This is a genomic window from uncultured Maribacter sp. (genome assembly GCF_963975365.1).
GTDB lineage: Bacteria > Bacteroidota > Bacteroidia > Flavobacteriales > Flavobacteriaceae > Maribacter.
Map to the genome: position 1 here is coordinate 157,819 of NZ_CAXBGF010000007.1, position 23,189 is coordinate 181,007.

The window sequence follows — 23,189 nt, forward strand, 5'->3', positions numbered from 1 at the left end:
TAGGGTTTAGGTAGAATTGCGACAAACTAAAGTATTAAATTTGATTTTCTATAGTTTTAATATCTAAATGAAGATTTTTTTTTTCCTACTTATTTTTTTTATAATAGGTATTACCTACGGTCAACATCAAGATAGGGTAGATTTTACTACGGCTACCATATATATTAAGCCAGAACCTTTGAAAAAACAATTAAAAGGTAGTGTTGTTTATAGTTTTAATGTAAAACAAAATGTAGATTCTATTTTCCTTGATGCTAAGAATATGACATTTACTAGGGTAGAATTAGATGGTAAACCCATTCATATTTTAAAGACTGATAAAACACTTACCATTAAGCAAAAATTCAAAAAAAGACAATCTCACAAGCTAAAAATCGAATATGTTGTCGAGCCAAAACAAGCAGTTTATTTTATTGGTTGGGATGACGAAATAGTGGGCAATGAACAAGTTTGGACACAGGGTCAAGGAAAATATACGAGCCATTGGCTTCCTAGTTTTGATGACATGGAAGAGAAAATCGAATTCGATTTAACCATTGAAGCTAATATGAGATATGAAGTAATTGCAAATGGTAAATTACTTACGAAGTTTTCTAAAGAGAACGAAGAATCTGAAACTTGGGTTTTTGATATGGATAAACCTATGAGCAGTTATTTGTTGGCATTTGCGATTGGTGATTACGAAAAGCAAGTGTTGAAATCTGATAGTGGGGTTACGATTGAAAACTATTATTATCCCGCTGATAGTCTTAAAGTGGAACCTACCTATAGATATACGGAGGAGATATTCGATTTTTTAGAAAATCAAATAGGTGTAATGTATCCTTGGAAAAATTATAAGCAGGTTCCTGTTCATGATTTTTTGTATGCTGGTATGGAAAATACAAGCGCCACTTTTTTTTCTGATGCCTATGTAATTGATTCAACAGCTTTTATTGATAGAAATTACGTGAATATTAATGCACATGAATTGGCACATCAATGGTTTGGTAATTTAGTTACCGAAAAAAATAGTGAACATCATTGGTTGCATGAGGGGTTTGCTACGTTTTATGCTTATTTAGCTGAAAAAGAAGTATTTGGAGATGATTATTTTTATTGGAAGTTATTCGACACGGCTAATACATTAAACGATGCTTCTGAAAAAGGAGAAGGAGAGAGCTTGCTGAATTTGAAAGCAAGCAGCCTAACTTTTTATGAAAAAGGTGCATGGGCTTTGGCTATACTTAAAGATGAAATAGGCGATGTATCTTTTAAAAAAGGAATCAAACGATACCTTGAAAAATACCAATTCCAAAATGTAACTGTTGCTGATTTTATTAGGGTAATGGAAGAGGCGAGTGGAGTAAATTTAGTTAGATTTAAAGAGGTTTGGTTAGAAGGGACTGTGTTTCCAATGGAGGAAGCCAAAGACTATTTAATGAAAAATAGTTCATCTTTAAGAATGTATTATGTTTTAAAACATAATGAGGAGAAAACTTTTACTTCTAACGATATTTTAAAGGACTCAGAACTAGCAATTCAATTAAAGTTAGAATTACTTAAACAAAAAGACAGTTTTCCTGTATTTGAACTTTCGCCTTTAATTACTAATAATGATATTAAAATAAGACAATATGCCGCTAAGAAAATGGATAAAATGCCTGAACTTTTAAGAGAGTTCGCAGAGCCATTGTTGTTAGATGATAGTTATATTACTAATGAATTAATGCTGTATAATCTTTGGACTAGTTTTGATTATGACAGAAGTGTTTTTTTAGATAGAACCAAAGATATTATCGGACTTCCTAATAAAAATGTTCGTCTGCTTTGGCTTACACTTGCTTTGGTAACACCCAATTACAATACTACAGAAAATAGTAGGTATTATGAGGAACTATTAGGATATACAAGCCCAATTTATAACCCTGAAGTGCGCCAAACTGCTTTTCAATACCTATTTGAAATTCAGGCAATTAAAGGTGATGCATTGGTGAATTTGATAAAGGCAACGAATCATCATTCTTGGCAATTTAGAGCCTATTCGAGGCAGTTATTAGATGCTTTGTTGAAAGATGAAGTACAGAAAAATAATATCGAAAAGGTTGCGAATCAACTAAAGTCATCAGATTTGCGTTATCTTAAAACGAAATTAAACTTTAAATGAAAGCATTAGTTATTTCTGGTGGCGGTAGTAAAGGAGCCTTTGCAGGTGGTGTTGCCCAATACCTAATTCAAGAAGAAGGTAGAAAGTATGATATTTTTGTAGGAACTTCTACAGGAAGCCTATTAATTTCTCATTTAGCTCTAGGTAAATTGGATAAAATCAAGGAAATCTATTCTAATGTAAATCAAAAGAGCATATTTAATAATTGCCCTTTTTTGGTGAAAAATATACGCGGTAATGAAGAGATTTCTATTAATCATTGGAACGTTCTTAGAAATTTTCTGGTAGGGAAAAAGACTTTTGGTGAAAGTGAGAATCTTAGAAAACTAATTGAAAATAGTTTAACACTTGAAGAATTCGAAACTTTAAAGAACGGTGATTCTGATGTAATTATCACGGTTTCTAATTTATCATTAAATCAGGTAGAATATAAATCTATTAAAGATTGTACCTACGAAGATTATTGTGATTGGATTTGGATATCAGCTAATTATACCCCATTCATGAGTTTGGTTCGTAAAAATGGATGTGAATACGCAGATGGTGGTTTAGGAAGTATTGTACCTATAGAAGAGGCGATTAAAAGAGGAGCGACCGAAGTAGATGTGGTTGTTTTACATACCGAGGTAAATTATTTGAATAGAGTAGCATCTAGAAATCCGTTCGAGCTGATTACTACAATGATGAGCTTCATTTTAGATCGTATTGAAAATCAGAATATAAGAATAGGAAAATTGGTTGCGAATCAAAATAATGCTATAATAAATCTGTTCTATACACCAACAATATTGACGACCAATTCATTAATATTTGATAAAACAAAGATGACCTTGTGGTGGAAAAGAGGTTATTTGTACGCTAAAAATAAAAACGAAGAAACAAGTCCTATTGAGCCAAATCAACATGAATAATTCTCTGTTGGAACCCAAAAAAAGTGTAATTATAAAAAAGCAAATGCTTTCAATAATGAAAGCATTTGCTTTTTTATTCAAGTAAGAGTATTTCTTTAAAAACTACTACCACAAATCACCAATTTCCTTTTTTACAAAAGACAGAGCAGTAGCAGATGGAGAAGTTTTTTCCATGGTTTCATTAAGAATATCTTCTCTTAATTTATCGGCAGAATCTGTTTCACTCATTGCCGCTTTCCTAATCATTTGTATTGTTGCACTTTTTGCAGCTTTAATAATGTTCCAACATTCGTCGGACATATAAATTTGTTGTGATAGATTATGATCAAATTCTGTCTCTATGCTTTTAATCAATAAACTTTCATAAGCGCCCTTTTCTTTAGATTGTGGACCAACACGTACTACTAAACTAGGAATTGCAATTCGTTCTAAGAATAATGCCATACGCTCATATGCTTGCAAACGAACTGGTAAGGTGTCTTTTTGAGAATCTTTATGCAAAAGAAAACGTCTACGACCTTCTTCATTGTTCGTGTGCATTCTAAAGAAATAGAAAGCAATAGCTCCTGTAACTACCGAAGGTAATAAATAAGCGAAAAGTTGAAATATTTGGTCTGAGGTCATTTTTGAGATTATTTATTGAATTATATCAATTTAAAACGATGATTTTATTCAATTAGTATAATGGTTCATCGATGAAATGCAAGTAATTTAATTTTTAGCATCACCCTTCGCCATATCATAAAAAGCTTTATAATCTGGTTGAATTCTAATTTGAATCGATTCGCGTAATCCACCATCTGCACCAACAGCAGTAATACGTTCGCCATTTACAGCAAAATCTTTTATAAGAATGCTTGCAATAGCTGTAGCTTGTTGAATAGCAATATCCATTTCACCTGTTATATTTAAGCTCGCTATGGTAATTATGCTTTTTGGATTGGCATTTGCCACCTTTGCCACATTTTCTATCCATCCTCTAGATTCACTGGAAGGATTTACACCAACACCATCCGTAAAGAAAAAATCTAATTTCTCTGAAATAATTACCGAACCGTCAGAGACACCTACTTTTGCATTCTCACCTAAGACTTGTTTAGTATTGGTTAAGACAACTACAGCGTTAGAATCATTACTGGCAACGGCATCTGTTATACCTTTCAACTGTTTCTCTTTTCTTTCTAAGGTAGCTAAGGTTTTATTGATGTTTTCTGAATTCTGACTTGATAATGCTGCGAAGCTATTTAGATTTTTCATCAAAGTAGCATTTGCATCTTGTAATTCGGTAACCTGTACTTGAAGTTCATCGGCACGTTGTAATCCTAATTTTTCATTGCGCTGAGCAGTACTAACTATTCTCGATACGGAATCTAGTTTATATTTTAGTTCCTGATTCTGATCTATTAATTCGCTTTTTTTCTGAGCTTGTACATTGCTTAATCCAACAACTAAAAGAGCTGAACATAAAAAAAATTTTATCATATTAAATATGCATTAAATAGGTTTATCTAAATTTTGCCACCAAGATACGAACAGTCTTTTAATTCTTGTGCTCCTGTGAATGGTACTTTTGCTTTATTATACCCATTAGTAGATGCTAAACTGCGATTTAAGTAGTTGTCGTCTACGTTTACTTGAACATCGTCCATGGTAAATTGACAAGGGTGTTCATAAACTGCAGCATGTGTTATTTCTAAAAACTCTTTTCTAAAGGTATTAAAGTACTGTGCTAGCCGGTCAGATTTTAAAGGTATATCAATCCCTTTTTGCAACCATTTATTTTGCGTAGCAATGCCAGTAGGGCACCTGTTGGTATGACAAACTTGTGCTTGTGTACAACCAATACTCATCATTGCTTCTATAGCGACATTTATAATGTCAACTCCCATAGCAAATGCCATGGCTGCTTTTGCAGGAAAACCTAACTCTCCTGAGCTTATAAATACAATTCGGTCGGTAAGGTTCCTATTTAAAAATACCCTGTAAAGACTTGAAAATCAGTAAATCCTTGGTAAGGAAACAAGGTCTGCGAATGATGGGGGAGCAGCACCTGTGCCACCTTCACCACCATCAACGGTTATGAAATCTGGACCTTTACCTGTTTTTAGAATAATGTCGACCAATTCTTCCCATTGATCCAATTTTTCGATGGCACCTTTAATTCCTAAAGGTAAACCAGTTTCATTTGCAATAGCTTCTATTAAGACTATCAATTCTTCAACGTTTGAAAACGCTTTGTGTGTAGCAGGTAATAATACATCCTTGCCAACTTCAAGACCTCTAATTTTGGTAAGTTCAGGTGTTATTTTAGCAGCTGGTAATACGCCGCCTTTACCTGGTTTTGCTTCTTGAGATAATTTAATTTCAATGGCTTTGATGCACGGATTGTCTTCAGCCAGTTTTTTCATTTTCGCCATAGAGAAATTACCATCTTCGGTTCTTACACCGAAATACCCGGTCCCGAAATGAAAAATTATATCACCACCGTGTTGGTGGAAAGGTGATAGTACCCCTTCACCAGTATTATGATAGGCGTTTGCCTTTTTTACACCTTTATTCATCGCTTCTACGGCTGCAGCAGAAAGTGAACCAAAGCTCATAGCGGAAACATTTACTACACTACCTAGTCTGTATGGACTTTTACGATTATTGTGTAAGCCCATTATTTTTGCGCACGGTATAAATGTTGGCTCACTTGCATTAGGATGACCATTAGGTACCGCGTAAGCCATCATTCTATTTTTTATGAAAATATGCTGATGTGCATATAAATCTCGGTCAGAACCAAAACCTTCATAGTTATTCTCTTTTTTGGATGAAACATAAATCCAGCCTCTTTCTATTCTATTAAAAGGAAGCTCTTTTCCATTGTTTGCAACAAAATATTGGCGCATTTCTGGTCCTATACTTTCTCGCCAATACCTTAAATGCCCAATGACGGGGAAATTATGTTTAATAGTGTGGCGTTTCTGAATAAAAATATCCCAGATAGCTATTAATAAAATAAACAAAAAAATCCAAGCCCACCATGGTAGACTTGGAATAGAATTTAAAAATTGATTCATTAAACTTATCCTTTTGGTTTAATGTTTAAAAGTGGTGTTTGATCACTATTTAAATAATCTAGACTCATTTCTGTTAGGGTACGTACACCTAAAAGAAGACCACTATCATCTATTAAAAAATCTGGCGTATGATGTGGGTATGATTCTGTACTGCCAGGGGTCATTCCTCCTAAGAAAAAGAAAAACCCGGGAGCTTCTCTTTGAAAATATGAAAAATCTTCTGCGCCTGTTATTGCTTTTTGAAATTGAACATTGGCGTCACCAGCTACTCTTTTTATGGTAGGTAACATTTGTTCTACCAATTCAGGATTGTTATAGGTAATATCTGTAGCGTCTTTTATTTCGCAGGTAGCTTCACCACCGTATGCTTTTGCAATTGCACTCACCATTTCTACCATACGTTTATTAAGCTTATCCTTCATGTCATAATCTAACGTTCTAATAGTACCGATCATTTCTGCCGATTCTGGTATGATATTGAAACGTACACCACTCTTAATTTTTCCAACGGTAATTACGGCTGCCTCATTGGTAAGGTCGGTTTCTCTACTTATAATTGTTTGTAGACCGTCAATTATTTTAGCACTGATTAAAATTGGATCGACACCAGACCATGGTTGAGAACCATGAGATTGTTTTCCCTTTACATTAATTGTAAAACTTTGGGCCGCAGCCATTGTGCCACCAGACTTATATTTAATTACTCCAACAGGTGTTTGTGAATTTATGTGAAGACCGAAAATAGCATCCACCTTCGGGCTATTCATTACTCCTTCTTTAACCATTAATAATGCGCCACCTTCTTCTCCTGGTGGTGGACCTTCTTCTGCTGGTTGAAAGATGAATTTCACGGTGCCTTTTATTTTATCCTTGTTTTTAGACATTACTTCAGCTACACCCATTAAGATTGCAGTATGGGTATCATGACCACACGCATGCATAACGCCAACTTTTTCACCCATAAATTCAGAAGTTACGTTGGATTTATATGGTAAATCATTTCTTTCAGTTACCGGTAAGGCATCAATATCTGCCCTTAATGCAACTACTTTACCTGGTAAGTCACCTTTTAAAATACCAACCACACCTGTATACGCAACACCGGTTTCAATCTCAATTCCTAAAGATTTTAAATGCTTAGCAATTTTTTCAGCAGTTTTAAATTCTCTATTACCCAATTCTGGATTTTGGTGAATTTCTCTACGCCATTCAATAACCTTACCTTCTATAGCAGTATAGTCCTTTTCAAGATTTACTACTTGCGCTTGAACGGAAAATCCGAAAAGTACGAAGGTCAAAAAACCTAGTTTTCTCATAATCAGTATTTATGTTTATAATATTCTTTATGTTACTATTTCTGGTGAAATATATTCAGCATTAACTTGCATTCTCAATATGAGGCAATAAAGGTTAAATATATTCAAAATGAAAAGAAATACCATCCATTGTTTATAAATCTAAATGACATCACTTTTACTATCCCTATATAATGGCTAAATTCACGCCTTTAAAAGAAAGAAAATTTGAGCTCATTTATAGATGAATTGAACGATGCCCAAAAAGCTCCTGTTTTGCATAAAGATGGGCCGCTTATGGTAATTGCAGGAGCGGGTTCTGGGAAAACACGTGTGTTAACTTATAGAATTGCCCACCTTATGGCACAAGGGGTAGATTCTTTTAATATTTTGGCATTAACCTTTACCAATAAAGCGGCACGTGAAATGAAAGTGCGTATTGCTAATATTGTTGGTTCTACCGATGCAAAAAATCTTTGGATGGGAACTTTTCATTCCGTTTTTGCTAAACTATTACGTATAGATGGTAATAAACTTGGGTACCCAGCTAATTTTACCATTTATGATACTCAAGATTCTCAACGTTTATTGTCATCGATAATAAAAGAAATGGGATTAGATAAGGATATCTATAAATACAAACAAATACAAAATAGAATTTCTTCATTTAAGAATAGTTTAATTACAGTTAAGGCATATCGCAATGATCCTGATTTGGTAGAGCAAGATGCGATGGCTAAAAAACCAAGAACAGGAGATATATATGAAAATTATGTCGATCGCTGTTTTAAAGCTGGTGCGATGGATTTTGATGATTTATTGTTGCGTACCAATGAATTGCTAACACGTTACCCAGATGTTTTGATGAAATATCAAGACCGTTTTAGGTATATTTTAGTAGATGAGTACCAAGATACCAACCACTCACAATATCTCATAGTTAAGGCATTAGCTGATCGTTTTCAGAATATTTGTGTAGTAGGTGATGATGCACAAAGTATATACTCTTTTAGAGGAGCGAATATTAGCAACATTTTGAACTTTCAAAAAGATTACGATAACGTAGGTATGTATCGATTAGAGCAGAACTATCGATCAACCAGAAATATTGTAAATGCAGCCAACTCTATTATTGGTAAAAACAAGAACCAAATAGAAAAGGTTGTTTGGACCGCAAATGATAATGGATCTGCTATTAAAATTCATAGAAGCCCCACAGATGCCGAAGAAGGACGTTTTGTTGCGAATTCTATATGGGAGCATAGAATGCAAGAGCAAATGAACAATGGTCAATTTGCTGTTTTGTATAGAACAAATTCCCAATCTAGATCTATTGAAGATGCCTTACGTAAACGTGATATTCCATATAGAATTTATGGTGGATTATCATTTTATCAACGTAAGGAGATAAAGGATGTACTATCGTATTTACGCATGGTTATTAATCCGAAAGATGAAGAAGCTTTAAAAAGGGTCATTAATTTTCCGGCAAGGGGAATTGGTGGAACTACTATTGATAAGCTAGTTGTTGCTGCGAATCATTATAACCGCTCCATATTTGAAGTTATGGAGAATATTGATAAAATTGATTTAAAGATAAACTCAGGTACTAAGCGAAAGCTTCAAGATTTTGTGACCATGATCAAGAGTTTTCAGGTCATGAACGAAACTACGGATGCTTTTACATTGTCTGAACATGTTGCCAAAAAAACTGGTATTCTTTTAGAATTCAAAAAAGATGGTACTCCAGAAGGTATCGGTAAAATGGAGAACATTGAGGAACTTTTGAATGGTATTAAAGATTTTGTTGAAGGACAGAAAGAGATAGATGGGGCAACTGGTAGTATTAATGAATTTTTAGAAGATGTGGCTCTTGCAACCGATTTAGATAATGATACCGGTGATGATGACAGAGTTGCTCTTATGACGATACACTTGGCTAAAGGACTTGAATTTCCATATGTATATATTGTGGGAATGGAGGAAGATTTATTTCCATCTGGAATGAGTATGAGTACACGAAGCGAACTGGAAGAAGAACGTAGACTTTTCTACGTAGCGCTCACACGTGCCGAGAAACAGGCATACCTAACATATACTCAAAATAGATATCGATGGGGTAAATTGATAGATGCTGAACCAAGTCGGTTTTTAGAGGAAATTGATGAACAATATGTTGAGAATTTAACTCCCGTTGATGGGGGTTATCGCTATAAATCGCTTATAAATGCCGATATTTTTGGTGAGGTAGATAAAAGTAGGCTACGGCAAGATAAGCCGGTTAGGGGAACACCACCTATTGTTGGCCAACCAAATTCTAATCAGTTGAAAAAATTACGCAAACTTAAACCACAATTAGCAGAACCAGTTGGCAATACAAACGCTATTGATCCAAATTTAGCAGTAGGCTCTTTAGTTAACCATTCTCGATTTGGTAGAGGTAAAGTTGTTCAATTAGAAGGGTCTGGAAATGATAGAAAAGCTGAAATAATGTTCGATAAAGGGGATATTAAAAAATTATTACTTCGATTTGCTAAATTAGAAGTGGTAGGGTAGCGTTATTATTTTGAGGTTTTTAAAATTTTGGCTTAAATTGATGAAAAAAGTATGAAAAAGTGTAGTTTGATTTCAATTTCGCTAATCATTTTTGTCTTTGCATGTTCGAGTTCTAATGTGAACGAACAAGAAGTAGAAGTGATACAATCGACAGGTCCCAAGCCGGTAGAAACAGTAAATGATATAAAAGATCCAGATAATCTTGATTATTGGGATAATGCAGAGATAGTTTGGAGTGATGAATTTGATGGTGACTCATTATCTTCTGAAAAATGGATTTTAGAGACTGGTGGAAATGGATGGGGAAACAATGAACTTCAAAATTATCAAGCTGAAGGTAATACAGAGGTAAGTAATGGTACTTTGAAAATTACAGCTAAAAGAAATACAGATAATACGATTGAAGGAGCATTTACATCTGCTCGTTTGAATAGTAAACAGTCTTTCAAGTTCGGTAGAATGGAAATTAGAGCAAAATTACCAGAACATAAGGGAAATGGTACATGGCCAGCATTATGGATGTTGGGTAGTAATATTCAAAATGTAGGTTGGCCTGCATGCGGCGAAATAGACATGATGGAATATGTGAGTTTTAAACCAAATAAAACTCATTTTACGATTCATAGTACCGCCAATAATCATACGAATGGGACAGAAATAACTTCTGGCGCAGTTGATTTGGAATCTATTGAAGAGGAATTTCATAATTTCGGAATTCTGTGGTCTTCAAAGTATATCAAATTTTATATTGATGATATAGAGAATGTTCAATTTATGTTTAGAAGACCTACAAGTAGTACTGTAGAAAATTGGCCGTTTTCAAATAATTTTTATTTTTTAATGAATATTGCTGTAGGTGGAAATTGGGGTGGACTGGAAGGAGTTGATATGTCAATTTTTCCTGCAACTATGGAAGTTGATTATATTAGAGTATATCAAGTAAATTGAATCATATAAGTTGGCAGAATTTATAAAAATATACGAAGAAAATCCGAGTCCAAAGGAGATAAAAAGGGTAGTGGACGTGTTGCGTAAAGGTGGCTTGGTTATTTATCCTACCGATACCGTTTATGGCTTAGGTTGTGATATTACCAATACTAAGGCATTAGAGAAAATTGCACGTATTAAAGGAATAAAACTCGCAAAAGCCAACTGGTCATTTATTTGTACCGATTTAAGTAACCTTTCGGATTATGTTCGACAAATTGATACTGCAACTTTTAAAATTTTAAAGAGAGCATTACCAGGGCCTTATACGTTTATTTTGCCGGGTAATAATAATTTGCCTAAGGAGTTCAAGAAAAAAAAGACAGTGGGTATACGTGTGCCAGATAATAATATTGTGAAAGCCCTAGTGGAAGGTTTAGGTAACCCCATTGTATCGACATCAATTCGAGATGATGATGATGTTTTAGAATATACCACCGATCCAGAACTTATTTTTGAGAAATGGGAAAATCTCGTTGATGTTGTAATCGATGGTGGTTATGGTGGTAATATAGGTTCTACTATAATAGATGTTTCATCTGGGCATGCTGAAGTTATTCGTGAAGGAAAAGGTAGCTTAAATATTATATAGTTTCATTTCCTGAAAAATAAACCTATAAAAAAAGCGGCCTAAGTAGGCCGCTTTAATTTTATAATGTAATCAGTATTATTATTTATTGATAGCAGGATCTTTCATTCCTTCTTCAATCATACTATAGAACTGATCAATTTTAGGAAGAACTACAATACGAGTTCTTCTGTTTTTTGATTTTTCAGTTGTAGAAACTGGAATATATTCAGATCTACCAGCAGCTGTCATACGCTTAGGATCAACATTGAAATCATTTTGTAGAATACGAACTACAGCAGTTGCACGTTTAACACTTAGATCCCAGTTGTCTAACAATGAACCGTTACCTCTGTAAGGTACATTATCGGTATGACCTTCAACCATAAATTCGAAATCAGGTTTATTGTTTACAACTTTAGCAACCTTACCAAGAACTTCTTTTGCTCTACTAGTAATATTGTAGCTACCGCTGCTAAATAATAATTTGTCTGATATAGAAACAAAAACAACACCTTTTTCAACGCTTATTTCAATATCTTCATCATCCATGTTTCCTAAAACACCTTTTAAGCTCTGTACCAAAGAAAGGTTTACAGAATCTCTACGTGTAATAGCATCATTTAATTTACGAATGGTTAAATCTTTTTCTTGAAGACTTTCTAGAGATTTCTCTAAGTTCTCAGCACCTTTGGTAGTCAAAGTTGTCAAGTTACCCATATTGTTAATAAGCTCTTGATTGTTAGCTTTTAAGAAAGCATTTTGATCTTCTAAGGTCTGTAATCTTGAGGAGGCGGTGGCTTTCTCTTCTAAACAATCGTTTAATTTAACAGTTGCCGAATTTAATAAATCTTGTGTTCCTTTGTGCTTTGCTTCAAGATCCGCATATTTCTTCGATGATACACACGAAGACAATAAAAGCGTTACTCCAAGACATCCTAATAATATTTTCTTCATAATTTAAATCTATTATACTAATTTAGTTATTAACTTTAATATCGCATCTAAGCGACTCCAAAATTATATAATTACAAAGTCACTTATATACTACGTAAGTTAATCTTTTACTAAAATGTTAAAATTTCGTATCCTATGTACGAAGTAAGACCATACTATGGACTTCGTAAGATAATATTTTTTTAGAAATTTGGTTTTTTCTCGCTTTTTGTACATTTTTTTAAATTGTCTATAAAAGCTTATATGTGCCCTAAAAATAGCAAAAAAGTGATTAAACCTCAATTGCCATAAAAACCGTAAGGCTGCTATACCATCTAAAAGTAAGCGTAAGAAAATAATTACGAAGGCTTTTCTTCTTGGAAGATTTTTTGTTATTGAAAATAAGGAGTTTCTAAAGTTTAAGTACGTTTTCTTAGGATTCATATTGCTCAAAGTAGAACCACCTAAGTGATATACTTTTGATGCACCTACATACATAATTTTGTAGCCATGGTTTTTAGCGCGCCAACAAAAATCAACTTCTTCTTGATGTGCAAAGTAATCGGCATCGAAACCATTTAATTCTTCGAATACATTTTTTTTGACAAACATGCAGGCTCCTGTTGCCCAGAATATTTCCTTGATGTCATCATATTGTCCATTGTCACGTTCTAAGGTCTGAAAAATTCGACCTCTACAAAACGGATAACCTAATTGGTCAATGAAACCACCACCAGCACCTGCATATTCGAAATAGTCTTTCTTTAGTAAATCTAAAATTTTAGGTTGAATAATTGCAACGTCTGGAATATTGGAAAAAGCATCAATTATTGGAGTTAACCAATTTGGAGTAACCTCTACATCTGAATTTATAAGGCAATATATATCTGCATCAACATGTATTAATGCATCATTATATCCTTTAGCAAAACCGCCGTTTTCCTTATTCTTTATAATTTTAACCGTAGGGTGATTTTTGGTTACAAAGGAAATCGAATCATCAGTAGAAGCATTATCTGCGACATAAATGTCAGCATTTTTAGAATGTTCGATAATTGAGGGCAGGTACCTTTGTAAAAGGACTTCACCATTCCAGTTTAATATGACTATTGCTATCTTCAAAACGATCGCAAATTAACGGCTAAATTCAGGAATCTCTTGCATAAATTCATATTTTTCCGCCATCAAGTCCGTTTGGCAATAAAAATGTGTCACTCCATTACTCACCATGAGGTAATTAGCATTGAGTTTGAAGTTATATTGCGCTATTTGGTCGAAGGTAGATTGGGAGATGTTAACTTCTGGTGCTTTGCACTCTACCAGAATGTGTAATCGACCATCAGGTTTAAAGACGACCACATCATACCTTTTTTTTAAGCCGTTCAATGTAATTTGTTTTTCAACATTAATATGACTTAACGGATAGTTCTTTTCCTGTATAAGGAATTGAACTACATGTTGTCTCACCCATTCTTCTGGAGTAAGTACCACAAATTTTTTACGTATTTCGTCAAATATTAAGGTTCTATTTTCCCTATTTTTGACTCTGAAAGTGTAGCATGGAAAATTGAGTCGCTGCATTATACAAAGTTGATGAATTTTTCTGAATGGATGAAGCGGTGCAAATAGTCAATGAAATTAAGAAAGGTCAAATTAGACCTATCTATTTTCTTTTTGGGGAAGAGGCTTATTTTATTGATAAAATATCGGATTATATAGGGGATAAAGTTTTAACCGAGGAGGAGAAAGGTTTTAACCAAATGGTTCTTTATGGAAGGGATGTATCTATTGATGATATTGTAGGTAATGCGAAAAGGTATCCTATGATGGCAGAAAGACAGGTTGTTATAGTTAAAGAGGCCCAGCACCTTTCAAGAACAATTGAGCAACTTTGTGCTTATGCAAAAAACCCGCAACAAAGCACAGTTCTTGTTATTTGTTATAAATATAAAAAACTAGATAAGCGTAAAAAGCTATTCAAAATTATTAAAAAGAACGGGGTTATTTTCGAAAGTAAAAAGCTTTATGAGAATCAAGTTAGCGATTGGCTTAGAAAGCATTTATTGAGCAGGGGTTATACTATATCTCATAAGGCCGCCCTTTTGTTGGTTGAGTATTTGGGTACTGATTTAAGTAAAATTAGCAAAGAAATTGAAAAGTTAAGGTTAGCCATACCACAACAAACAGAAATCACTCCTGAGCATATTGAAGAACATATAGGTATAAGTAAGGATTATAATAATTTTGAGTTGAAAAGAGCTATTGGCGAACGAGATATGTTGAAGGCCACCAAAATCATCACTTATTTTGCTCAAAACCCAAAAGACAATCCGTTCATATTAACGATAACCTTATTAAATTCTTTCTTTACTCAGTTATTACAATATCATGGTCTAAGTGATCATTCACCAAAAAATGTTGCTAGTGCATTACGTATTAATCCATATTTTGTGAGTGAAATACAGGCAGCTGCCAGAAATTATCCAATGAAAAAAGTAAGCACGATTATCTCTAGCTTACGAGAAATGGATTTAAAAGGTAAAGGGGTCGGTGCCGTAACAATGAGTGATTCAGATTTACTGAAAGAACTTTTATATAAAATTATATAAAAATTTACTTTCTATCTACACCAAATTTTCCTGGTCCGACCAATATTATGGTTATAAAAGAGACTAAATAAAGTAACGCTTTTTCTTTTGTGCCAAAATCATCTGCAGCATGAGCAATAAATACAGCCACGCCCATAGTAATTGCAGTCGGTACAGCTGATAAACGGGTTTTAAAACCTATAATGATTAATATTGGGCAAATAAACTCACCTATAACAGCTAAAAATAAAGAAGGCGCAGCACCTATGCCAATAGGGTCTCCAAATTCGAAATTTCCAGAAATTAATTTTTGAAATTTTGGTAGGCCATGCGTTAACATCATTGCAGAAATGGCTATTCTAAAAAAGGCTAGACCAATATCCTTTAAAAGGGGGCTTTTCATGTGTTTTATTTATTTACTTTAAATGTATTGATTTTTTTTGTCTTTTTTAAAATTTCATCAATTTCATATACTAATTTATTCGTATTTTCTTTACTAAAATACAGTGGTGGCTTAATTTTAAGTACATTGTCATAAGGGCCGTCGGTACTAATTAAAATAAATTTAGAACGAAGTTCATTTTTTATAATCGAAGCTAGATTGGTTCCAGGTTTTCCATTTAAATCTAAAATTTCAACCCCAAGAAAAAGTCCTTCCCCACGTATATCGGCCAACTCTTTATGTTGAGTTTGTAAAGTTTTTAATTCTTTCTTTAAATAATCGCCAACGAGTTGGGCTTTTTTAGGTAATTCTTCTTCTTCTATTACTTCCAATACAGCATTGCCAATAGCGCATGAAACAGGATTACCCCCAAATGAACTGAAAAATTCCATACCGTTGTTAAAACTGCGCGAAATTTCCTCGGTAGTGACTACGGCAGCTAACGGATGACCATTTCCTATCGGTTTACCGAGTATGACAATATCCGGTACAACATCATACATTTCATAACCCCAAAAATATTCTCCCAATCGGCCAAAACCAACCTGCACCTCATCACTAATACATAGTCCGCCTTGTTTGCGAATTTCAGGATATATACTTTTTAAATACGTTTTTGGTAAAGGTACTTGACCACCGCAACCTATTATGGGTTCTGCTATAAATGCAGCAATATTTCCATTATTACTTTGAATTTTTTTATTTGTCGAGGCAATATAATGTTCAGTAATTTCTTGTTTAGATTCTATACTTGTACCGAAAATCTTGGGCATTTCTGTTTCAATAATATTATCTTTTTTACCCGTACCACCATTATGATTGTATTTATAATGGCTAATATCAATAGCGTTCTGGGTATTACCATGATAGCCATGTTGTAGCACCATAACCATATTTTTTTTTGTATGTGTTTTAGCTATACGTAAAGCTAAATCTGAAGCTGCACTACCAGAATTAACTAAAAAAACTTTATTTAAATGGGAAGGGAATTTAGATAGTAACTTATCGGTATAGGTTAAAAGTTCCTCATAGATATAACGGGTATTGGTATTTAATTTAGCGATAGTTCGTTGACCGGCTCTTACCACTTTAGGATGACAATGGCCTACTTGAATAATATTATTGTAGGCATCTAAAAAGGTGTTGCCTTCACTGTCATACATATATTGAAAGGCAGCACCCGACATTTGAATTGGCTCTTTATAGCTTAAAGATTGTGCTTGGCTAATATTTTTATTGCGTCTACCGAGTTGTTCCTCTAAATTTTTGCTTGGTAATTTTGAGAAGCCACTAGCACCTCTAAATGAATTTTTAGCTTTTATAGGGTTAATAGTTACCCATTTTCGTAGTAGTGTCCACGCAGATTTTTCGCTGATGGTAATATAAGAAGATTCAGGTTTTATCTTTTTAGAATGCGCCGAGTTTAAAACACTGGTACATAATCTAGCAGCAATTAAATAGTAAAGGGCATCTACTTCTTTTTCTTGTAATGGTAATTTAGTAGTATAAGCTGTAATAATTTGGCAGGCAATTTCTAATGGATTCTCTTTGTCCATCAATACATAGGTGAGTGCTACGGCCAATTCATTTATGAGCCAGGAATAGCACATGTCTCCGAAATCTATAATACCCGCTATGGCATCATTTTGTGCTAAAACATTCCAATCGTTTGCATCGTTATGAATAATGCTTTGTCGAAATTCATAGCGTAGAGGTAGAACATGTTCATTGAATTGTAAACAAAAATAGTCTACCAAACTTCGGTCACTAGCATCGGGAATGTCTGAAAGATATTTCCAATTTTTTTGAAAGTGTTGAAGGTCCCATTGTGTTTGCTTAGCTTTTATTGAAGTAATGCTAAGGTTAAATAAACTTTGGTCTATATCGGCTAAGGTTTTACCAAAGGATTCCATTAATGTTGTGGTATGTATCGATTCTGCTAGAAAGGTGCCCGATACAAAAGTCAGTAAACGAAAAATGTAATCGCCAGTTATGATTTCATGATCACCAGAGTTGTTCGCTATGATTTCTGAACAATGGACATCTTCATTTTTGAGCGCTATTAAAATCTTATTTTCAGCAGTAATCAATTCTAAAATTTCGGTAGAATTATCATATACTTTTAGAACATATATTTCGCCTTTGGTTTCTATTTTAAAATTGGTACTATCATAGCCCTCTAATTTAGTGATTAGAGGATCATTGATATTGTAGTGTATTTTTAATATAGAAACTAACTGTAATTTTTTATCCATAAGTAAATGGTGGTTTTTCTATAATATCTTCGTCAATAGCTGAATATTAGTATAATAATGAAAGATACTGCTTGTTGCTTGATGTATTAAAATATTATATTTACTAGAATCAAAAATAATATTCATCATGAGAAAAACAATTCTTTTTATTTTACTTTCTGTTTTTGTTGTAATCAAACAAAATGCGCAGGACTTTGAATTTAAATCAGATCAGATAGATTTAAAGTACGAGCGCTTCATACTACCAAATGGATTAACCTTGTTGGTACATGAAGACCACAAAGCCCCAATTGTGGCTGTTAATGTTTGGTATCATGTAGGTTCAAAAAATGAAAAACCGGGTAAAAGTGGTTTTGCCCATTTATTTGAACATTTAATGTTTAATGGTAGTGAAAATTTTAATGATGATTATTTTCAAGCCCTTGAAAGAATAGGAGGCACCGATTTAAATGGTACTACAAATACAGATCGGACCAATTATTTTCAGAATGTGCCAGTTTCTGCATTAGACCAAGTTCTTTTTCTAGAATCTGACAGAATGGGTCATTTATTAGGGGCAATTGATCAAGAAAAGTTAGATGAACAGCGTGGTGTTGTGCAAAATGAAAAAAGACAAGGTGAGAATCAGCCATATGGCAAACAATGGGATTTATTAACAAAAGAAATGTACCCAAAAGGGCATCCTTATTCATGGACGGTAATTGGGGAAATGGAAGATTTGAACGCGGCTTCTCTTGAAGATGTTAAGGAATGGTTTAGGTCTTATTATGGCACTGCGAATGCCGTTATTGCGGTAGCTGGTGACATTAATCCAGAAGAGGTTCATAAAAAAGTTCTTGATTATTTTGGTGATATACCTTCAGGACCGACAGTTGCGAGACAAGAAATAAATATACCAACGAAGACATCTGATACCTATCAAGTTTATGAAGATAGGGTACCTGAGGCACGTATTTTGTTTAGCTGGAATAGCCCAGAATTTGGAAATAAAGAGGATATACACTTCGATTTAATTTCTTCTATTCTTACCAGTGGAAAAAATTCTAGGTTGTATAAAAGGCTAGTTTATGATGATCAACTGGCCAGTTCTGTTGTTTCTTTTCAGGCATCTAATGAAATCGCTAGTGAATTTATAACCTGGGCAAATGTTAAACCTGGTGGCGATGTTGATAAAGTTCAGCAAATAATGGAGGAAGAATTGGCTAGATTAATAAAGAACGGACCTACGGAAAATGAGCTAAAAAGAGTTAAAGCTGCTTATTTTTCAGGATTTATAAAAGGTCTTGAACGTATAGGAGGTTTTGGCGGAGTTTCAGATATTTTAGCCTCTAATCAAACATATTTTGATGACGCCGCATATTACAAGACTGTTTTAAATTACGTTGAAAATGCCACTGTTTTAGATGTGCAGACTACTGCAAAAAAATGGCTCACCAATGGTAAGCATATTTTGCTTTGTAAACCCTTTCCTGAATATACGGTTACTGAAAGTAGAATTGATAGAAGCAAATTACCTGCAGTAGGAGAAGCAAAAAGCTCAAATTTTCCTGAATTACAAAGAGATAAATTGTCTAATGGATTAAATATAGTTTTAGCAAAAAGAACAGGCGTACCAACAGTAGTAATGAACTTAATGTTCGATGCAGGCTATAAAACAGATTTTCTGTCTAGCCCAGGAACGGCCCAACTGTCGATGGATTTGCTAGATGAGGGTACCAAAGATTTGAATTCACTTCAAATTAATGAGAAGCTTCAATTACTTGGGGCCAGTTTATATAGTTATTCTAGTCAAGATAATTCTAATGTATATTTAAATACACTAAAACCTAGTTTAGATGCCAGTATAGATTTATTTGCAGATGTAGTATTAAATCCTGCTTTTCCTGAGAAAGAATTTGATAGATTAAAAAATGATCAGTTGAATTCTATACAGCAAGAAAAGTCTGAACCTGTTTCTATGGCATTAAGAGTAATGAACAGATACCTTTATGGCGAAGGACACCCTTACAGTAACCCTTATTCCGGTTCTGGTTATGCTGAAACTGTTTCTAAACTAACGAAAGCAGATGTAGAAAAATTTTATTCAACGTGGATAAGACCAAATAACGCAACGCTAATAGTGAGTGGTGATTTAGAAATGAACGAGTTGAAGTCCAAGCTTGAAAAAGCTTTCGGTAAATGGAAGAAGGCAGAGGTACCAACCATTACATTTTCTACTCCAAAAGTTAATTCAAAAAATACCCTTTACTTAATGGATCGGCCAGAATCTGAGCAGTCGGTTATATTAGCAGGTCATCTTACTGAAAAATATGGAGATGTTTCTCAAATTGCCCTAGAACAAATGGTGAGTGTTTTAGGAGGCGATTTTACCTCTAGAATAAACATGAATCTAAGAGAAGATAAGCATTGGGCATATGGTGCTAGCGGATTTGTAATGGAGGCTAAGGCCGAGAGACCTTTTATAATGTATGCTCCTGTGCAAACAGATAAATCTTCTGAATCTGTTACAGAATTAAGAAAGGAAATTTCAGAGTTTATTTCTACGAGACCAGTTACCCAAGAAGAATTAGAAAAAGTAAAAACAAATCAAATTTTAAGTTTACCTGGGCAATGGGAAACTAATAGTGCGGTTAACCAATCTATTGTAAATATTGTAAAATATGATTTGCCTGATAATTATTATCAAAGCTATGATGCCAATGTTAGAAATCTTACTTTAAAAGAAGTGCAAGAAGTAAGTAAAAAAGTTGTTAAGCCAGAAGCTGTTAATTGGTTTGTAGTAGGGGATAGGGCTAAGATTGCTGAAAAATTAGATGGTTTAGGCTTCGATGCTATTATAGAAATAGATGCTGATGGTAATCCTAAAAAGCCAATTATTAAGGATGCTAAATCTGAAATCAAAAATTGAAAGTAGAATTGTTGTTAAAAAAAATCCCATTTTTAAATGGAATTTTTTATTTATAATTTATTGAAGTTTTGGATAATCATTGGGGCTTGCTTCATGCATAATAGCATAAACTTTTTCAAAAATATCTTCTCTATTTGGTTTTGAAAAATAGTCTCCATCACTACCATAAGCGGGTCTATGTGCTTTTGCGCTCAAAGTTTGCGGTGCGCAATCTAAATATTGAAAGGCACCCTGCTTTTCAATAATTTCATTTAGTAGATAAGCAGAACAACCACCAGGTACATCTTCATCAATAACTAATAATCGGTTTGTTTTCTTTATACTTTCCACAACATCTTTGTCAATGTCAAATGGTAATAAGGTTTGGGCATCAATAATTTCGGCATCGATACCTACTTCTAAAAGCTCTTTAGCGGCTTTTTCGACAATTCTTAATGTTGACCCATAAGAAACTAAGGTTATATCGCTACCTTCTTTAATTGTTTCAACTTTACCTATTGGTGTGCAGAATTCACCAAGATTATTTGGCTTTTTCTCTTTTAATCGATAACCATTTAAACTCTCGATAACCAAGGCAGGTTCACCACTTTTTAAAAGTGTATTGTAAAATCCTGCGGCTTGTGTCATATTTCGAGGCGCTAAAATATACATACCTCTCAATAAATGTATAAGTCCGCCCATTTGTGAACCAGAATGCCAAATTCCTTCTAATCTGTGCCCTCTAGTTCTAATAATTAATGGCGCCTTTTGTTTTCCAGCTGTTCTGTATAGTAAAGATGCTAAATCGTCGGTTAGGGTAGACATAGCATAAAAAATATAATCTAAATACTGTATTTCAGCAATGGGTCGAAGACCTCTTAATGCCATACCTATTCCTTGACCGATAATGGTCGTTTCACGTATTCCTGTATCGGCTACGCGAATAGCACCGTATTTTTCTTGCATGCCCTCGAGGCCTTGGTTTACATCTCCAATGGCTCCAGTATCTTCCCCGAAGATTAATGTATTTGGATATTTTTCAAATAATTTATCAAAATTGTCACGTAGAATTACCCTGCCATCTACTTGTTCAGAGTCATCTTTGAAAATAGGCGCTATCGCATGTATATTAGTAGCTTTATTTTCGTTTTCACTATAAAGGTGTTTATTATATATATCTTGAGCTTCCTGTAGAAATTTTGTAGTCCAGCTTATTAAAGTCGATTTTTCCGCTGATGATTCCCCTAAAAGAAAACGTAACGATTTACGGGCTGATATTGCTAAATCTTTTTTAATAGGTTCTTCTATAGCAATTAAATCGTTTTTTATTTTATTTAAAAAGTTTTTGTTGGGACTTTTACTTGAGGCTTGTTCAATTAAACCGACCAATGTTTTTTTATCGGATAAAAGTCCTTGTAAATATTCTTCCCATGCTTGTTTTTTGGCTTCTCGAACAGTTCGTTTGATTCTTTTTTCAATGGTTTCCAATTCTTCGGTATTGGCAATACCAGATTCAAGAATCCATTCCTTAAAACGCTTGTTGCAATCAAAGTCACGTTCCCATTCTAAACGCTTATTATCTTTATAGCGTTCATGAGATCCTGATGTTGAATGACCTTGTGGTTGTGTTAATTGTTTAACATGAATCATTACTGGTACATGCTCTTGTCTAGCAATATCTGCAGCATTCTCGTAAGCATGCATTAATCCTGTATAATCCCATCCATTTACTTTAAGAATTTCAAATCCTTTCTCGCTTTCTGTTCGTTGAAAACCTGTAAGTACTTTTGAAATATCTTCTTTTGTAGTGTGATATTTTGCAGGTACCGAAATACCATATTCATCATCCCAAATACTAATAACCATGGGTACTTGAAGAACACCTGCAGCGTTTATTGTTTCAAAGAACATGCCTTCACTGGTGCTCGCATTACCAATAGTGCCCCAAGCAATTTCATTACCATTTACAGAGAATTTAGCGCTATCCAGACCTTTTTGATTTCGGTATACCTTAGAAGCCTGGGCTAAACCTAAAAGACGTGGCATTTGCCCTGCGGTACATGAAATATCGGCACTACTATTTTTTTGCTTCGTTAAATCTTTCCAGCTACCATCTGTATTAAGGCTGTGAGTTAAAAAATGACCTCCCATTTGCCTACCTGCACTCATTGGTTCTTTTTCAATATCGGTTGTGGCGTACAGTGCGTGAAAAAAGTCTTTTGGTTTTAAAAGCCCCAAGGCCATCATAAATGTTTGATCTCGATAATATCCACTTCTAAAATCACCGTTTTTAAATGATCTGGCCATCGCCAATTGTGGTAGTTCTTTTCCGTCTCCAAAGATGCCGAATTTGGCCTTTCCGGTAAGGACTTCTTTTCTCCCCAACAAACTACAAGTCCTGCTTAAAAAAGCTATTTCATAATCACTTACAATTTGTTCTTTGAAATCATCAAAAGAAATGTCGTTACTAGTCTTCGAAGAAACATCCATGTATAAAACGAGTTTTCACAAAATTACCGAAACATGTACTTTTTAGCAACGCTTTAACTGGTT

16 protein-coding genes and 1 pseudogene are annotated in these 23,189 nt (G+C 34.1%); 7 read left to right on the forward strand and 10 right to left on the reverse strand.

Translation table 11 applies throughout. From position 1 onward, the window contains the following. The first annotated feature begins 67 nt into the window (after positions 1-67). Positions 68-2,146, forward strand: coding sequence for a M1 family metallopeptidase (locus AACZ49_RS10375; protein WP_339654291.1), 2,079 nt, complete (start codon positions 68-70; stop codon positions 2,144-2,146). Beyond that, entirely contained in the window at positions 2,143-3,057 is a 915-nt protein-coding gene (locus AACZ49_RS10380) for a patatin-like phospholipase family protein (protein ID WP_339654293.1), read from the forward strand. Before AACZ49_RS10375 ends, AACZ49_RS10380 begins: the two co-directional genes overlap by 4 nt. Positions 3,058-3,162: 105 nt before the next feature. On the opposite strand, the gene AACZ49_RS10385 is transcribed toward AACZ49_RS10380, so the two are convergent. From AACZ49_RS10385 to AACZ49_RS10400, 4 genes and pseudogenes are all read right to left on the reverse strand, one after another. Further along, positions 3,163-3,681 (reverse strand): hypothetical protein, encoded by a 519-nt coding sequence (locus tag AACZ49_RS10385; protein ID WP_339654295.1) that lies wholly within the window; start codon positions 3,679-3,681, stop codon positions 3,163-3,165. 87 nt (positions 3,682-3,768) lie between these two features. After that, positions 3,769-4,539 (reverse strand): hypothetical protein, encoded by a 771-nt coding sequence (locus AACZ49_RS10390; protein ID WP_339654298.1) that lies wholly within the window; start codon positions 4,537-4,539, stop codon positions 3,769-3,771. A 26-nt stretch (positions 4,540-4,565) separates the two neighbouring features. Next, positions 4,566-6,122 (reverse strand): annotated as a pseudogene (locus tag AACZ49_RS10395) (FMN-binding glutamate synthase family protein). A 5-nt stretch (positions 6,123-6,127) separates the two neighbouring features. Then, on the reverse strand, positions 6,128-7,438 hold the full coding sequence (locus AACZ49_RS10400) for an amidohydrolase (protein ID WP_339654301.1): 1,311 nt from the start codon (positions 7,436-7,438) through the stop codon (positions 6,128-6,130). Between the two features lie 207 nt (positions 7,439-7,645). On the opposite strand from AACZ49_RS10400, the gene AACZ49_RS10405 reads away from it, so the two are divergent. Genes AACZ49_RS10405 through AACZ49_RS10415 form a run of 3 tightly spaced genes read left to right on the forward strand, consistent with a single transcriptional unit; the run spans position 7,646 to position 11,552 of the window. Further along, the gene (locus AACZ49_RS10405) at positions 7,646-9,973 is read left to right on the forward strand and encodes a UvrD-helicase domain-containing protein (RefSeq protein ID WP_339654303.1); all 2,328 of its coding nucleotides are present in this window, start codon (positions 7,646-7,648) and stop codon (positions 9,971-9,973) included. A 51-nt stretch (positions 9,974-10,024) separates the two neighbouring features. Next, the gene (locus AACZ49_RS10410) at positions 10,025-10,921 is read left to right on the forward strand and encodes a glycoside hydrolase family 16 protein (RefSeq protein WP_339654305.1); all 897 of its coding nucleotides are present in this window, start codon (positions 10,025-10,027) and stop codon (positions 10,919-10,921) included. Positions 10,922-10,931: 10 nt separating this feature from the next. Next, positions 10,932-11,552: an L-threonylcarbamoyladenylate synthase gene (locus AACZ49_RS10415; protein WP_339654306.1), complete on the forward strand. Its 621-nt coding sequence runs from the start codon at positions 10,932-10,934 to the stop codon at positions 11,550-11,552. Positions 11,553-11,630: 78 nt separating this feature from the next. Here AACZ49_RS10415 and AACZ49_RS10420 read toward each other — a convergent pair whose 3' ends face one another. From AACZ49_RS10420 to AACZ49_RS10430, 3 genes are all read right to left on the reverse strand, one after another. After that, complete coding sequence (locus tag AACZ49_RS10420; protein ID WP_339629849.1) at positions 11,631-12,485, reverse strand: OmpA family protein; 855 nt, start codon at positions 12,483-12,485, stop codon at positions 11,631-11,633. 99 nt (positions 12,486-12,584) lie between these two features. Then, entirely contained in the window at positions 12,585-13,586 is a 1,002-nt protein-coding gene (locus AACZ49_RS10425; protein WP_339654308.1) for a glycosyltransferase family 2 protein, read from the reverse strand. 12 nt (positions 13,587-13,598) lie between these two features. Then, positions 13,599-14,045, reverse strand: a complete 447-nt coding sequence (locus AACZ49_RS10430; protein WP_339654311.1) for a type I restriction enzyme HsdR N-terminal domain-containing protein — start codon at positions 14,043-14,045, stop codon at positions 13,599-13,601. 26 nt (positions 14,046-14,071) lie between these two features. Here AACZ49_RS10430 and holA point away from each other — a divergent pair, with 26 nt between their 5' ends. Further along, positions 14,072-15,073, forward strand: a complete 1,002-nt coding sequence (gene holA, locus AACZ49_RS10435; protein ID WP_339654314.1) for a DNA polymerase III subunit delta — start codon at positions 14,072-14,074, stop codon at positions 15,071-15,073. Positions 15,074-15,077: 4 nt separating this feature from the next. Here the strand turns inward: holA and AACZ49_RS10440 are convergent, their stop codons facing one another. Together AACZ49_RS10440 and AACZ49_RS10445 are read right to left on the reverse strand one after the other, a co-directional pair. Beyond that, the gene (locus tag AACZ49_RS10440) at positions 15,078-15,455 is read right to left on the reverse strand and encodes a DoxX family protein (protein ID WP_339654317.1); all 378 of its coding nucleotides are present in this window, start codon (positions 15,453-15,455) and stop codon (positions 15,078-15,080) included. A gap of 5 nt (positions 15,456-15,460) precedes the next feature. After that, positions 15,461-17,749, reverse strand: coding sequence for an aminotransferase class III-fold pyridoxal phosphate-dependent enzyme (locus AACZ49_RS10445; RefSeq protein WP_339654320.1), 2,289 nt, complete (start codon positions 17,747-17,749; stop codon positions 15,461-15,463). 127 nt (positions 17,750-17,876) lie between these two features. Between AACZ49_RS10445 and AACZ49_RS10450 the strand changes: the two genes are divergently transcribed. Further along, positions 17,877-20,657 carry a pitrilysin family protein gene (locus AACZ49_RS10450; RefSeq protein WP_339654323.1) on the forward strand — a complete coding sequence of 927 codons (2,781 nt, stop codon included), beginning with the start codon at positions 17,877-17,879 and terminating at the stop codon, positions 20,655-20,657. Positions 20,658-20,714: 57 nt separating this feature from the next. Here AACZ49_RS10450 and AACZ49_RS10455 read toward each other — a convergent pair whose 3' ends face one another. Continuing rightward, positions 20,715-23,126: a thiamine pyrophosphate-dependent enzyme gene (locus AACZ49_RS10455; RefSeq protein WP_339654326.1), complete on the reverse strand. Its 2,412-nt coding sequence runs from the start codon at positions 23,124-23,126 to the stop codon at positions 20,715-20,717. Positions 23,127-23,189 lie beyond the last annotated feature (63 nt).